Origin of the sequence: Pedobacter gandavensis (assembly GCF_032677645.1) — a bacterium.
Classification (GTDB): domain Bacteria; phylum Bacteroidota; class Bacteroidia; order Sphingobacteriales; family Sphingobacteriaceae; genus Pedobacter; species Pedobacter gandavensis_A.
Genome location: NZ_JAVTSB010000001.1, coordinates 449,811 through 463,788, shown reverse-complemented (window position 1 = coordinate 463,788; position 13,978 = coordinate 449,811). Strand labels below are relative to the sequence as shown.

Below are 13,978 nucleotides of genomic sequence, written 5' to 3'. Positions count from 1 at the left end.
ATTATTTTACAATGTAGCGGTAGACAGAGCGGCTGATATTGCCATATTTGTCTACCCCTTCAATTACTGCTTTATACGTTCCTCTGCCATCGGCATTCCAATACTCTAAAACTAAAGGTGCAGTACCATTGGTATTCACTTTAGGATTCCAGTAAATGGTTGTTCTCAGGTCGTTAAAGTTATACGTGTTAGCCGGATTGATGTATTTCGGCATATAAAATTCGCGTTGTTTGCTAAAGCCTTTCGGATTAAATTTAAGCATATTTTCTTTAGGCAGCAGTTTCTTTAAGTCCGCAATACTCATGTTACTTTTTACCACTTTCTTGGTGTTTACCACCAATACGCCATTGGTATTGTACATCCTGTTTACGGTTCCCAGATCATCTTTGGTAAAGACCTCTACCGTTTCTACTTCCTTCGGATTTACACCTAATAAAGCATTAAAATCCAAATTCATTCCATTGATGAAAATCGCTACCGGAACTCTGCTTCCCTGGTTATAATCGCGGGTCACATAGAAGTTGTTCTCGAAAAACGTTAAACCCATGGCCATCGTTTGTAAACACAAGGCCAGCGAATTACAGTCTTTTAAGCGGTCGCCTTCAATTACGGTCGCATTAATAGAACTTAATCCTGCAAGGTTGGAATGGTCTGCATGACTAGGTCTTTTTACTTTAGCGCCTTCAATTTTTACTTCTTTCAGCGTGCGCAGGAAGTTGTATTGTTTCTTACTATTGGTCAGGTAAGCAGATAAAGTACTGTCGATATTGTCTGCTGAACCTACATGGCTCCTGTTTTTCCCTACTTCAGGCAATGGTGAGCTGTCCAGCATGATCATCAGGTTAGAACCGTTGGTGCTATATTTTGCATTGATCAATACTTCCGAAGAATCAGGGATAGTCAGGTTACCAAAGGCAAACAGACCTGAAGGACTGGTCATCGTTTCTGCCGAGATACCAGTTCCCGGAACCGTTAAGCGTAAGGCACCTTTTCTAACCGGCATTCCTGTACGGTCTCTTAACGTACCGGTGATGCGCATGTCCTGCTCTGGTAAGAAACTGATTGGCGGGGTTTTCCCAGCTAAGATATCTTTCATGGCAAAACGACGGAACCCCTGGGTTAACAGAAGTAAATCCAGGTCTGCCTGTTTCTTCTCATCCGTTTTATGGAAATAATAATTAGGTTTTTCTACATAACCACGGAGATCCGAAGTCAGTAACAAGGAACTTAAAATCGTCGTTTCTGTATCCTCATCCACCGGAACTTTCGATTCGTCGGTTACTGATATCGAGTAGCTGCCTTCCAAAGGTTGGGTGGCCAGTTTTGGAGCCAAGGTTAGTTTGACTTTCTGTCTTGGCTTATAGGTTGGTAAATCTGATTTCAGCGATAAGTTGTCATTTGAGGGATAGTTGAAAACCAGACGCTCATTTAAGGGCTCGCCGCTTTCAGAAATCAGGGTCACCTGTACAATGCCTGCAGGGAATTTCTCCTTAGGGATTTTCGCTGAGTTTACTTGTGTAGCCAGACGGGTTTTCGCAGCATAATAAATGATGCCTCCCTGTGTAGCGATAATGAAATAGGGTTTTCCGGTGTTTTGAGCGAAATAAGCATCATTGGCGAGGATTTTCAGGTTAAAGTTAACCGGATCAGTATTGGTGATCTGAGTAACGATTCCTGAGGCTATTCCTTTTGGCAGGTCGAAGCTTTTGGTGCTGCCATCTTTATAGGTAATGTTTGCTTTATAGCTTTTATCGGCTTCGGAGTTCAGGTAAAATGAACCCATTCCTAAAGCATTGGAGCTGAAAGTTGATAAGGTATTTCCGGTATTGTCGGTCAGGGTTCCTGTTAAAGCAGCACCAAGACCTTTAGAATTTAGTGATTTAAAACTGACTCTTACGGCGAGGCCATTGACCAGTTCTCCGCCTTCAGGGAAGAATTGCAGGTCATTGTCTGATTTAACAGGTCTTAAGCTGAAAGTGGAAGTCAGGATTTCTTTATCCGTTAAGCTCAGTTCTGTGATCAGTTCGCCATTGGTGATGATCTCGTTTTTACGGGGTTCTATTTTGATTTTCAGGATTCCGCTCTGGTCGGTGGTTCCTTTACCTTTACTCACCGTTTCATAATTAGAAACGACTTTCCAGTTGACTACTTTATTGGCCATGACCACTTTATCCGCGTTTTTAAACTGAATAACCGCGTTTATGCTCTGATTTTTATCCGTTTGGGTATTGGTATAGTTGAAATGGGTGATCAGTTGCTTTTCTATGGCTTCACCAATAGGGATGGTTTTCTTGAAGAAATAGGTATCGCCAAAGTTCATCATCCAGATGGTGTAGGCTTTGATGTAATAGTTCCCCTGTTTGTAATTACCCGGTGTTAGCGGGATATTTCCAGCGGCTACACTGTTGACTGCCGGTATTTTCAGGGTTTCTACCAATGAATCGCGTTCATTGATAACATCCACATAGACAATTTTGCTGAGTTGCGATGGAATGTTTTGTTCCATGGTCAGGTAAGCTTTAAACCAGATCGTATCCGCAACGCTATAATAGGGCTTGTCGAAATGTACATAGACCTTTTCTATGGGTTGCTCGTCGGAGAGTTTTTTGGTTTTGCTAATGATGTTGTTTAAAACAACACTGTCCTGTTGTGCCTTTGCAGAAAAGTGCAAAGTTGTGGATAGCAAAAGAAAGGCAATAACGAAGTTTATCAGTTTCATCAAAATAATTAAAGACGGTTAATAGGGCTAATATATTCATTTATGAAGTGAATCGCCTTATGCTGAGTGATGTTTAACATATTTTGACATTTAAAAAAGGGAGATTGTGGCTTTGGGGACAAGGCTTTTGAAGCTTGAGCTTAAGCTGTGCTGGCCTGGTGTTCATCTGGCTGACCAGGCGGGGAATGTGGATTACTAATGTTATTAAACTATTGATTTTGGCAGACTTAACAAGTTGTTAGCAGGTTATCCACAGTTTTCTGTGGATAAGGTAGGGAAATAGGGGCTTTTGCTGTGGAAAACGCCCTATAGGATAGAGGTTATACACCTGATTCTGGAGCCAAATGTGAATTGTTGAGCTTGGTAAGCTGCTGATTATACCTTGTTTAATAAGTTACTCACATCATCTTATCCACATCGCATTGTGGATAAGACTTGAAATTGTGGACAACCCTTGATTTTTGGCTATAAAAAAGCGCCCCTGCCGACAATGTAGGTCGACAGGGGCGCTTTAAGGCAGATATAGGGTCTTATCTTGTGGATAAAGCCCTTAAAAATTTTTGTTTACTTCATTTCGATTACGAAATCCGCCATCGGGGTACGTACCTTTTTAAGGTTTACCAACCAGTCGCCGCTTTCTGCTCTGTATCCAAGAGGTAACAAAGTTGTGCTACGCAGTCCTTTTTCTCTTAAACCTAACAATTCGTCCAGTTGTGCAGGGTCGAAACCTTCCATTGGAGTCGCATCAACTTTTAATAAAGCAGCTTCTGCAAGGGCAACACCAAATGCGATGTATGCTTGTTTTGCAGCGTGATGGAAATTCTCATCTGCTGTTTTTGCCGTGTACGTGGTCACTAGTCTGTTCAGATAGTCGCCATTTGCATCTTCCGGTAAACCGCGTTCGATGTTACCCTGAACAAATACGTTTCTAATGTTCTCTTCCGTATAGTTATCCCATGCCGCAAAAATCAATACATGCGAAGCGTCTGTGATTTGCTCCTGACCAAAAGCCACTGCTTTGATTTTTTCTTTTAATTCCGGGTTGGTTACCACAATTACTTTGAATGGCTGTAAACCAGAAGAAGTAGGGGCAAGGTGTGCCGCTTTAACAATCTGATCCACTTTGTCTTGTGAAACTTTTTCACCACTCATTTTTTTAGTGGCATAACGCCAGTTTAATGCTTCAATTAAGCTCATGTTAATATTATTTTAAATAAATAGGTCTTTTTTAGCGTGTTAGTTATATAGCAACTAAATAAATAACACTGTTAGCAAATGTAAGTATGTTACTTTGATCTATTTTAATTATTCGCTGCTTTTTACTTTTATATGATACTCGGGAGGCTATAAAAGACATTGGCTTAGTGCTCAGAATTTTGAGATAACATTTGGAATCTTTTAGTTTATTTCCTAAACTCGTTAATTATTATGCAAGCATAGCTATTTAGCTAAAACTCTCTCTAGCTATTTTTGTTTAATAATTACCAATATAACTCTAACCCTATATGAAAAAGATTTTACTTAGTTGCTTACTGGGCCTGCCTATACTCGGGTATTCCCAGTCTTTCCAGGTCAACCTGCAAGGGCAAAAACAAACCGCAATGGGCGGGGCGGGGACCGGACTTGCTTTAGATGAAGCGGCCGTTTTTTTTAATCCCGGTGCCGTATCCTTCCTAAAAAAGAATGGGATTCAGGCAGGAATTAGTCCCCTCTACCTGAAAACAGCCTTCCGTGAAACAGGTTCTAATGTTACAGAATATAATAAAGATAAAATTGCGACGCCTATTATGGGCTATGCCGTTTTCGGAAATCCGGAAAACAGGCTTCGCTTTGGTCTGGGGGTCTATACGCCTTTTGGTGGTGCCATGCACTGGAAAGAAGACTGGACGGGTAGGTATTCGGTTACCTCCCTGGATTTACAAGCCATTTATATCCAGCCAACTTTAAGTTTAAAGATCTCTGATCATATTGGTATCGGTGCTGGTCTGGTTTATTCCATGGGAAAAGTGGATCTGAGAAAGGCTTTACCTTATACCTTGAATGACGGCAGACAAGCTACCGCGAAACTAAAAGGAGACACTAAAGATTTCGGCTGGAATGCCGGTATTTATGTGGAGACGGTTTCTGGTGTTTCTATCGGGGTAACCCACCGCTCGCAGGTGACGGCAACCGTGAAAGATGGGGATGCGATTTTTGATGTGCCTCAGGCACTGGTATCCCGTGTTCCTACTAAATTTAGCGCAGAACTTCCTTTGCCTGCAACCACTACCTTGGGCTTAGGGTACCATCCTTCAGAAAAAACTACTCTTGCTTTTGATGTAAACTGGGTACACTGGAGTAAATACAAGGAACTGGCTTTTGATTACAATAACAACTTTGTATCAGCACCTTCTCCAAGAAATTACCATGATGCTGCGGCATTACGCTTCGGTATTGAAAACCAAACGACCAATAGACTGGCTTTACGCGCGGGTATCGGCTATGCCTTTACACCGGTAGCAGAAGGTTATGTGACGCCGGAAGTACCGGATGCCAACCGTCTTTTGCTGAGTGCTGGTCTTGGATTTAAAGCTTCAGAGAAGTTTCATATTGATTTTTCTTTCCTGTTTGAAAGCGTAGAGAAAAGAAAAGAAACCAATATTGAAACACAATTGAGCGGCGAGTTTAAAACACTGGCTTATATCCCTGGTATTTCTCTTTCTTATAAATGGTAATCAACCCCTTCAGACCTATCACAATGAACTCAAAATATATATTTAGAAGCATGATTGCGGTCGCTATTCTTGGAATGGCCTCCTGCAAACCCGAACTGAGCGATATCACCCCTGTCAAAGGAAGCGCTGATTTCTCCCGGTATATTGCCATTGGAAACTCCCTGACTTCCGGTTATGCGGATAATGGATTATACCTGGAGGGGCAGAAAAACTCTTTTCCGGGCATGATCGCTACGCAAATGAAAACCGTTGGTGGCGGTGAATTTTATACGCCTTACTTTAAGGATTCGGAAGCTGATGGCTCCGGATATAAAATCCTGACCGGATTTACTGCAACAGGTTTGCCAATTATTGGTGATCAGAATGCACATCTTGCTTACCGAAGCACGAGTCCTCCATTGAAGTTGTTTACCAAGTATGTTGGTGAAATTAACAATTTCGGGGTTCCGGGGATTAAACTGGCACATGTTAATATTCCGCAATACGGCAATCTGAATAATTATTTCGAGCGTTTATTGCCAACAGATTTCCCGAATAATAACAACACGACTTACCTGAATTTCGTGACGGCTAAACCATTTACATTCTTTAGCATGTGGCTGGGAAATAATGATATTCTGGGTTATGCCTCTACCGGGGGCGCCGATCCTAACGATCAGCCAACTCCTAAAGCGGCTTTTGCCAGTTTATACGCCAGCACTGCTGATGTGATGACGAAAAATAATGCTAAAGGTGTAGTGGCAACGGTTCCTGATATTTTAGCAACACCTTTCTTTAATACAGTTACTTTGGCTTCGCTATTGGCTGCGGTACACGTTACGGCACCAACCGTAACTGCGCTTTACATCAGGACAGGGGCTAATACGACCAGAGCCGCAACGGCAAAGGACTATTTTGTATTGCCGCTGGCCTCAGCTAATCTTATCGGAACGGGTGCTGTTCCCTATGGATTGGCTCCTTCTAACCCGATTACAAGTCAGTGGGTGTTAGATCAGGACGAAGCTGCAGTGGTTTCGGACTATGTATCGGCTTATAATGTGACGATCAAGTCGGTAGCCGCAAGTAAAGGGCTGGCTTTAGTGGATGCCTTCGCCTTGTTAAAGGAATATGGTGCAGGTAAAGTCGTGAATGGAGTACCTGTTAGCGGGGCCTACATTACTGGTAATCTTTTCTCTCTGGATGGGATTCACCTGACGCCAATGGGTTATGCGATGATTGGAAATGAGTTTATCAGATCAATCAATGCCAAATATGGTTCTTCTATTCCAATTGTAGATGTCACGAGATACAGAGGAGTTAAGTTTCCTTAGTCGTTTAGAAAGAATCTGTGTTTTCAGGATTTCCTGATTTAGATTTCATAAAAACCCCGGCAAGCATCAGCTTGCCGGGGTTTTTTAATTAAAGAGCTTTTACTTTGTTTTCTTCAACACATAATTTTCGGCAAGTTCCCCTGTAACTTCTTTTCCGTCCATATCCAATTGTTTCAGCATGTTTTCTCCGACAAAGAACAGGTTTGAACGGTCTTTTAGTCCGAGTAATTCCACTTTTGAACCGGTAGCATCCCATTTAAAGGTACCACGGTCTTCCGGGAAATGGGTGTCTTTACCCATGTAATTGGTTTTCAGGATATAGGTCATGTCCGGGTTTAAAATCAGCTCGGTTTGTATGCCTTCGCAATCTGCGCATGGCATTACGCCTATATAAGTACCTGCCCAATCCAGAGAGTTCTTTGCATTGTGTCCATCTCCGGCCACGATTTCTTCCGCTGCTTTTATGGTTTCGTTGGCATGCTTCTCGTTTTTCTGGTCGTTGTTACAGGCCATAAAGAACATAGAAATGCAGGCTAATGTTAAGATTTTAATTTTCATAGGAAACATATTTTGAGTAGGAAATATGTTTGATAACACCGGGTATGTTTTAAATGTTTCTACTCCTTAATTTTTTTTCAGCTTTGCTTTAAATACCTTTTCTAGTTTTTCAAGCTTTGGCAGGATCACCATTCTGCAATACGGCTGATTGCCATTTTTGTTGAAATAATCCTGATGGTAGCCTTCTGCAACATAAAATTTGCTGGCTTTATCTATGGCAGTAACCACTGGTTTCCCATAGGCTTTGGTATCATTCAATTCTTTTTTATACTTTTCGGCGATTTGCTTTTGCTCATCATTGTGGTAGAAAATCACCGAACGGTATTGTGTACCTACATCTGCTCCCTGACGGTTTAGTGTAGTTGGGTCATGGCTTTTCCAGAACACTTCCAGTAAGTCATCATATTTGATCTTTGCAGGATCATAGGTCACCTCAATTACTTCTGCATGGCCGGTAGTTCCGGTACATACATCCTCATAGGAGGGATTGGCAACCGAACCGCCTTCATAACCTGATCTGACGATAACTACCCCGTCCAGACGCTGAAAAAGCGCTTCTGAGCACCAGAAACAGCCCATGCCAAAGGTAGCTTTCTGGAGTTTTTGTGACTGTGCGCCGGCATTTCCTGCCGATAAGAGAACTAAGATCATAATTGATAAATACTTCATGGTAGTAAGGACTAGTTGATAACACTATTTGGAATATAATACGTAAGTACAGCAGTTCTGGTTTTCTTAAATGTAGTTCGCTAAACGGATATTACATTGAACTGATAATTTAAAGGAGCGGTTCTTTAAATGTGTATAACTTAATATAGTTGTTTTTCAGGTATTTACTTTTCATTTGTCTTGATATTTAACATTTATTAACAATACTTTCTTAAATTTGCGGTGTTAATACCTATAAAAATATCGATATGTCAACACCTTATATTCCTAGTTTAGACCTGGGCTCTTACATCAATGGCGATGATGCGCAGCGTAAAAAATTCTCTGATGAATTGGGCAGAGCTTTTAACGATTCTGGATTTGTAACCATCACTAATCATGGTGTAGATCAGGAATTGATTGATAAACTGTATGCTAATATCAAGGGTGTTTTTGCCCTGACTTCTGAGCAAAAGAAAAAATATGAAAGAGCAGAACTTGCCGGTCAGCGTGGTTATACCAGCCCTGGAAAAGAAACTGCTAAGGGTGCTAAAACTGCAGACCTGAAAGAATTCTGGCAAATTGGTCAGCAAGTCATGGATAATGATCCGATTAAAGCGGAATATCCTGAGAATGAAGTATTGGAAGAACTTCCTGAATTTAATGCGGTAACCCGTGAAATTTATGAGCGTTTAGAAAATAATGGTAAACATTTGTTGCGCGCAATTGCAACTTACCTTGCTTTACCGATCGATTATTTCGATAAACATGTACATAACGGTAACTCTATTTTAAGAGGGATTCATTATTTCCCGATTGAAAACCCGGAATCATTAGCTCCTGATGCCGTACGTGCAGGTGCTCATGAAGACATTAACCTGATTACTTTATTGATCGGTGCAAGTGCAGACGGTTTAGAAGTATTAACCCGTAGCAACGAATGGTTGCCGATTAAAGCTGGTCACACGGATATCGTAGTGAATGTAGGTGATATGTTGCAACGTTTAACGAACAATAAATTGCGTTCTACCACACATAGAGTAGTGAATCCTCCAGTAGAATTGATGAAAACATCTCGTTTTTCAGTTCCTTTCTTTTTACACCCACGTGCAGACATGGATTTGACAAGTCTGGATTCTACCATAGATGAAGCACATCCTAAAGTGTATGCAGATATGACCGCAGGGGAGTATTTGGATGAGCGTTTACGTGAAATCGGCTTGAAAATGTAATACTTTTTGAAGGTGTTATCATTTTCATCAGGTTGTCATGAAAAAGGGATCAATATATATTGATCCCTTTTTCTTTCTCATGAATTGTTGCTTAATCATAATAGTAGCTTACTTTCTTCTGGTCAGCTGGATTTCCATGGTTTTCATTTCTTTCCCATCTGTGTTGCAATACATTTCCATCATTTGATGGTCCTTGTCTACAAATTTAAACACTTCCCGAACGTCCATGTCTTTGCCGGTCATTGGATCAACACATTTCCCGGTAAAGTTGATGGTTTTATTGCCATCGTCCCAGGTGCCTTCCATGTTCATCATGCCCGTGCCCATGTTGTCTATCCAGCTGGAAACGAATACTTTTTTTGAATTGTCGTAACCCAACAGGCTCATTCCTTCAAAAGGCATTCCCATCATGTTTCCTTTGTGCATAGATTGTTGATAACGGCCCCCCATGATCATTTTATTTGTGCAGCTGCTTTTACTTTTTGTGGGCGGCGCATTTGGTGCCATCCACATGGTTACTTCTCCGTCCCAGTTCCCATCATCATTTGCAATCATTTTGTGTACATCGCCGGGGGTCATGTAGGCTTGCCATGCTTTCATCATGGCGTCATCCTGTGCCTGGACCCGGCTGGTTACGGCCAGCAACAGCATGGCCACAACAGTTAATGTTAACTTTTTCATTTGATTAGAATTAAGTTTTGTACGTAACCTAATTTACGAAAAATTGAACTAATTAACACCTTTTTCAAAGGCTTTATAAATGGCATCCTGGATTCTTGGTCTGATTTTAAGACTTCCTAATTTCTCTGATACTGTGGGGTTTACCCTGTTGGACAGGAATATGTAAACAAGTCCTTTGGCCGGATCTACCCAGACTGCCGTTCCGGTATAACCGGTATGGCCATAGGTAAGGGGAGAAGCCAGTTGTGAAGGATATTTCTTGGTTGCATCCGGATCCCATCTGTCAAAGCCTAATCCTCTTCTGCTCACATCAGATTGTTTTTTGGTAAACATATCCACCGTTTGTGGCTGGAAATATTGTGTGCCGCCATAGCTGCCTTTATTCAGTAACATCTGGTAGATGATGGCCAGATCATTTGCGCTGGAAAACAATCCGGCATGACCGGATACGCCACCTGACAATGCAGCGCCCTGATCATGGACATAACCTTCTAACAGTGTTTTCCGGAAATAATTATCCTGCTCAGTCGGGACGATCTGATCTTTTGAAAAGCGGTTCCTCGGTAAGTATCCAGCAGTCTGCATGCCCAGTGGCTTGTAGAAATTCTCCCATACATAGGTGTCTAAAGGCATTCCGCTCAGTCGCTCCGTGATTTCTTTCATCACATACATGCTGATGTCGCTGTACACATATTTTCCGCGGGTTCTGATTGGCGAGTTCAGCATTTTTGGCCACATCACGTCTTTAAAAAAACCTTTTTTGATGTAATAATTGTCGGCTACTTTGGTGGGGAAAGCTGCGCTGGAATCCCTGCTATAATCTCCTGGCTTTACATAATCATGGAAGGGGATGAAAGGTATGAAGCCTGCCTGGTGTAGCATTACTTCGCGCACTTTGATGTTGTTCATGGGCGATAACCTCGCTCTGGGAATGTAGGCCCCGATATTGGTGTCCAGATTTAGTTTATGTTCTTCTACTAAGCGCATTACCGTTGGGGTGGTTGCAGTAGTTTTGGTGAGCGAAGCCAGATCGAAAATATCCGTTACTTTCTCTGCCAGGCCATTGGTGTAGGTATGGTTTCCGTAGGCTTTATTGAAAATCACTTTTCCATCTTTTGCAACTAGTACTACGATTCCCGGAGCGGCTCTTTCGCGAATGGCTTCATTGGCAATGTTGTCGATTTCACGGAGATTGTCGGAGTTTACCCCTGCATCTTCCGGAAGGGTGTATTTTAACCGGGTCTGACTGGTCGTTGCACCTTGTCCGGCAGTATATTTTGAAGAGTAACCTACGGTTAGTTTTTTAGTAAATGGAATGCCGCCAAAAATCATTTGAGGAACCGCATTGGCTGCCGCTTCATTATTTTGATTGGCCCAGACAATGGGGGCAGTGATGCCATCAAAAGCCAGTAAGCTACCGGTTTCTCCAAATAAAGAGACAATGATCTTTTTGTTTTTGGCGAGGCTGTTGATGAAGCTCGTGTTTCTGGGATTATTCATCGCCGATACCGGCAAAGCAACAATCACGAGGTTAAAGTATTTGAGGTCGTCTTCGAGCTCATCCAGGGTACTGGAAGCCATATAAGCATCCGAAGAGAAACTGCTCACCTTCGCGTATTTATTTAAAAGACTGTCGAATGTCGTATGGTAGTTGAAACCCAGACTTACTGCCGCGATGTTTTTCTGATTGAGGGCGGTGATTGGGATCAGCTGTGCTTCATTGTTGAGGAGTACGGTATTGCTGCTGATGTTATTGAAAACAGCGACCATTTGCTGGTTTTGCTGGTGATTCTGCGCACAGGCATTGAAGGTGATTAAGGCCATAAAACTGGTGGCAATGATCCCTGCAAGGTTATTTTTTCTGCTATAATTTTTCTGCATGAAGCGGTGTTTTTAAAAATGGGATATACGTATACTAATCCTGGAACGTTTTGTTTTTAAGGTTGTTGTGTTTCCTCCTGCTTTAGGCTTCCTAAAGATGGCCCAGGTATCAGCCTTGCTCCATGAACTACTGATGCGTTCAGATCTGTTGCTGATGTATTTGCATTCGGAAAGCGCAGCCTTTAAATCCCCGGTCTAATCGCCGTTATTTCCTGTCGCTAAAGATAGAAAAAGGAACAAAGAAAACAGGAACAGGCATTAAAAGACAAATTATTAACAAATGAAAACTGAGGATTGAGGCTTATTTTCCCTAAATTAGCAACCTTTACCAGAGAGAAATAAATGTCAGATATAATACAACTTTTACCGGATAGTGTAGCCAATCAAATCGCGGCCGGAGAGGTGGTGCAACGCCCGGCATCAGCCGTGAAAGAGCTTTTAGAGAATGCGATAGATGCAGGTGCAAAAAAGATACAGTTGATTTTAAAAGATGCCGGTAAGGCATTGATTCAGGTGATAGACAATGGTTGTGGAATGAGTGTGACCGATGCACGTATGTGTTTTGAGCGCCATGCCACTTCAAAAGTCAGAAAAGCAGAAGATTTATTTGCCATTCGTACCATGGGTTTCAGAGGTGAAGCCATGGCTTCTATTGCGGCAATTTCGCAGATAGAAATGAAGACCCGTAGACATGAAGATGAGCTGGGGACGATGGTGCAGATCGAAGGTTCTGTGGTAACCAGTCAGGAGCCGGTGGCAACTGCCGTTGGAACCAGTATTTCGGTTAAAAATCTCTTTTATAACACACCTGCAAGAAGAAACTTTCTGAAGAGTACTTCCGCAGAAATGCGCCATATACAGGAAGAATTTCAACGTATTGCACTGGCTAATCCGTCAATTGCTTTCAGCTTAAACCACGATGGGGTAGAAATTCACCGTTTACCTGCCTCCGGCATGAAACAACGAATCGTTCACTTATTTGGAAATAATTACAACCAGCGACTGATTCCTGTAGAAGAGGAAACCAGTATCATCAACATAAAAGGCTTCATTGGAAAGCCGGAATTTGCTAAAAAAACAAGGGGAGAGCAGTTCTTTTTTGTCAACAACAGGTACATTAAAGACGCTTATCTGAACCATGCGATCAGTAAATCTTATGAAGATTTATTGCCGGATGATCACTTCCCGATGTATGTGTTGTTCATTGATATTGATCCTGCAAAGATTGATGTGAATGTGCATCCTACAAAAACGGAAATTAAATACCTGGATGAGAAATCGATCTATGCGATTCTACATTCTGCGGTGAAACGCTCTATAGGTAGGTTTAACATCAGTCCGACGATTGATTTTGACCAGGAAACCGGATTTAGCGGAATGATTACCCATAAAGCGCCGGAAGAAATTGTGCCGCCAAGCATTAGCTTTAATCCGGACTTTAACCCTTTTGCTGCGGATAAACCGAGCAGAGATCCCGCTCCAACTTTTCCTAGAACCGGTAACGGTGCTTCCAGAGATGCCAGCGCAGCCATTGTACCTAGTACCAAGGGCTGGGGTGCTTTATATGAGGTGGCCAATCATGCGGAAACTGCGCAGCAGCAAACGGCTATTGAAATGCCGGGAGAAGTTGTTTTACCGGACGATTCTTTAGTGCCCGTTCAGAAACAACTGATGCAATTGCATAACCGCTACATCATTTCGCAGATTAAGTCGGGATTGATGTTGATCGATCAGCAGGCTGCTCATGAAAGGATTCTTTATGAGCGTTTCAGCAAAAATCTGGATGATCGCAAAGGTGCTTCCCAACAGAGCTTATTCCCGCAAACGGTTACTTTAAGTCCCAATGATTTTGAATTGGCGAAGAGTTTACTGGAAGATATTAAGAGTCTGGGTTTTGAGGTTCGTGAGTTCGGAAAAAACACCTTGATTATTGAGGGGATTCCTGTAGATTTAGGAAATAACAATGGCAATGAAACGCAATTGTTTGAACACCTGATTGAAGGCTTCAAAAATTCTCAGCAGGAACTGAAACTGAGTAAACGTGATGCCCTGGCCAGAAGTATGGCGAAAAACAGTGCCATTAAGAGCGGCGCAGTTTTAGGACAACAGGAAATGAATACACTGATAGAGCAACTTTTTGCTTGTCAGACGCCTAACTTTAGCATTAGTGGGAAGCCGGTTATTCAAACCATCGGGCTAACTGAACTAGATAAAAAATTTGATAAATAAGCTACG

10 protein-coding genes are annotated in these 13,978 nt (G+C 42.1%); 4 read left to right on the top strand and 6 right to left on the bottom strand.

Annotation, left to right across the window (positions count from 1 at the left end; translation table 11 throughout):
* Position 1: 1 nt before the first annotated feature.
* Both R2Q66_RS01995 and R2Q66_RS01990 read right to left on the bottom strand, forming a co-directional pair.
* Complete coding sequence (locus R2Q66_RS01995; RefSeq protein ID WP_316746321.1) at positions 2–2,719, bottom strand: carboxypeptidase-like regulatory domain-containing protein; 2,718 nt, start codon at positions 2,717–2,719, stop codon at positions 2–4.
* Between the two features lie 564 nt (positions 2,720–3,283).
* Entirely contained in the window at positions 3,284–3,916 is a 633-nt protein-coding gene (locus R2Q66_RS01990) for an NAD(P)H-dependent oxidoreductase (RefSeq protein ID WP_316746320.1), read from the bottom strand.
* A gap of 308 nt (positions 3,917–4,224) precedes the next feature.
* Here R2Q66_RS01990 and R2Q66_RS01985 point away from each other — a divergent pair, with 308 nt between their 5' ends.
* Positions 4,225–5,433, top strand: coding sequence for an OmpP1/FadL family transporter (locus tag R2Q66_RS01985; RefSeq protein WP_316746319.1), 1,209 nt, complete (start codon positions 4,225–4,227; stop codon positions 5,431–5,433).
* 23 nt (positions 5,434–5,456) lie between these two features.
* A complete protein-coding gene (locus R2Q66_RS01980) occupies positions 5,457–6,743 on the top strand; it encodes an SGNH/GDSL hydrolase family protein (RefSeq protein ID WP_316746318.1) in 1,287 nt (428 codons plus the stop codon).
* Positions 6,744–6,842: 99 nt separating this feature from the next.
* Here R2Q66_RS01980 and R2Q66_RS01975 read toward each other — a convergent pair whose 3' ends face one another.
* Both R2Q66_RS01975 and msrA read right to left on the bottom strand, forming a co-directional pair.
* The gene (locus R2Q66_RS01975; protein ID WP_316746317.1) at positions 6,843–7,301 is read right to left on the bottom strand and encodes a copper resistance protein NlpE; all 459 of its coding nucleotides are present in this window, start codon (positions 7,299–7,301) and stop codon (positions 6,843–6,845) included.
* 66 nt (positions 7,302–7,367) lie between these two features.
* Positions 7,368–7,970, bottom strand: a complete 603-nt coding sequence (gene msrA, locus R2Q66_RS01970; protein ID WP_316746316.1) for a peptide-methionine (S)-S-oxide reductase MsrA — start codon at positions 7,968–7,970, stop codon at positions 7,368–7,370.
* A 248-nt stretch (positions 7,971–8,218) separates the two neighbouring features.
* Between msrA and R2Q66_RS01965 the strand changes: the two genes are divergently transcribed.
* Positions 8,219–9,181, top strand: coding sequence for an isopenicillin N synthase family dioxygenase (locus tag R2Q66_RS01965; protein WP_316746314.1), 963 nt, complete (start codon positions 8,219–8,221; stop codon positions 9,179–9,181).
* Between the two features lie 108 nt (positions 9,182–9,289).
* Here R2Q66_RS01965 and R2Q66_RS01960 read toward each other — a convergent pair whose 3' ends face one another.
* Positions 9,290–9,862, bottom strand: a complete 573-nt coding sequence (locus R2Q66_RS01960; RefSeq protein ID WP_316746312.1) for a DUF1579 domain-containing protein — start codon at positions 9,860–9,862, stop codon at positions 9,290–9,292.
* A gap of 48 nt (positions 9,863–9,910) precedes the next feature.
* Positions 9,911–11,743: a serine hydrolase domain-containing protein gene (locus R2Q66_RS01955; protein ID WP_316746310.1), complete on the bottom strand. Its 1,833-nt coding sequence runs from the start codon at positions 11,741–11,743 to the stop codon at positions 9,911–9,913.
* Positions 11,744–12,085: 342 nt separating this feature from the next.
* Here R2Q66_RS01955 and mutL point away from each other — a divergent pair, with 342 nt between their 5' ends.
* Complete coding sequence (gene mutL, locus R2Q66_RS01950; protein WP_316746309.1) at positions 12,086–13,972, top strand: DNA mismatch repair endonuclease MutL; 1,887 nt, start codon at positions 12,086–12,088, stop codon at positions 13,970–13,972.
* Positions 13,973–13,978 lie beyond the last annotated feature (6 nt).

Coding starts and splice junctions, on each gene's coding strand:
- R2Q66_RS01995 (WP_316746321.1), bottom strand. CDS start 2,719: ATGAAACTGATAAACTTCGTTATTGCCTTTCTTTTGCTATCCACAACT.
- R2Q66_RS01990 (WP_316746320.1), bottom strand. CDS start 3,916: ATGAGCTTAATTGAAGCATTAAACTGGCGTTATGCCACTAAAAAAATG.
- R2Q66_RS01985 (WP_316746319.1), top strand. CDS start 4,225: ATGAAAAAGATTTTACTTAGTTGCTTACTGGGCCTGCCTATACTCGGG.
- R2Q66_RS01980 (WP_316746318.1), top strand. CDS start 5,457: ATGAACTCAAAATATATATTTAGAAGCATGATTGCGGTCGCTATTCTT.
- R2Q66_RS01975 (WP_316746317.1), bottom strand. CDS start 7,301: ATGAAAATTAAAATCTTAACATTAGCCTGCATTTCTATGTTCTTTATG.
- msrA (WP_316746316.1), bottom strand. CDS start 7,970: ATGAAGTATTTATCAATTATGATCTTAGTTCTCTTATCGGCAGGAAAT.
- R2Q66_RS01965 (WP_316746314.1), top strand. CDS start 8,219: ATGTCAACACCTTATATTCCTAGTTTAGACCTGGGCTCTTACATCAAT.
- R2Q66_RS01960 (WP_316746312.1), bottom strand. CDS start 9,862: ATGAAAAAGTTAACATTAACTGTTGTGGCCATGCTGTTGCTGGCCGTA.
- R2Q66_RS01955 (WP_316746310.1), bottom strand. CDS start 11,743: ATGCAGAAAAATTATAGCAGAAAAAATAACCTTGCAGGGATCATTGCC.
- mutL (WP_316746309.1), top strand. CDS start 12,086: ATGTCAGATATAATACAACTTTTACCGGATAGTGTAGCCAATCAAATC.